Genomic DNA, 556 nt, shown 5'->3' with positions numbered 1-556 from the left:
TCGGCGATCTCTATTGGGACGACAGCTTCGACGCGGCCGACGTCATCCTCGCACTAGCCCAGGTCGGGCGCGGGCAGGACGTCACGGTCCGCCTGAACAGCGGCGGCGGCATCGCCACCGAGGGAGCGGCCATCCATGCCGCCCTCACCGCGCACAGCGGTCGGAAAACCATCATCGTTGAAGGCATCGCCGCATCGGCGGCATCGGTGATCGCAATGGCCGGCGATGAGATCGTGATGGCCATGGGCGCCATCATGATGATCCACGATCCGTCCGGCTTCACCTTCGGAACGGTCGCCGAGCACGAACTGCAGATTAAGGCGCTCAACGCGCTCGGTACCGCCATGGCCGGCATCTACGCCGACCGGTCCGGTCGCACGGTGGATGAGGCCCGCGCCGACATGCGGGGCGAACTCTGGATGTCACCCGACGAGGCGGTAGCCGCCGGCTACGCCGATCGGGTCCTGACCCGTGCCGCCGCGGCCGCCGCGCCCGAAGGCGCCACCATCGAGATCGACGCGCATGACGAGGGCGACGAGATGGGCCCCGAGCCCAC

The 556-nt window shown here is 68.7% G+C and carries 1 protein-coding gene; it reads left to right on the top strand.

What is annotated here, in order from left to right:
* A partial coding sequence (locus G3T14_RS24590) for a head maturation protease, ClpP-related (protein WP_163645062.1) occupies window positions 1-556 on the top strand: 556 nt, incomplete at both ends.

Source organism: Methylobacterium sp. BTF04 (assembly GCF_010692745.1).
Taxonomy (GTDB): domain Bacteria; phylum Pseudomonadota; class Alphaproteobacteria; order Rhizobiales; family Beijerinckiaceae; genus Methylobacterium.
The sequence above is the reverse complement of the archived record's forward strand: the minus strand, read 5'-3'. Positions and strand labels throughout refer to the sequence as shown.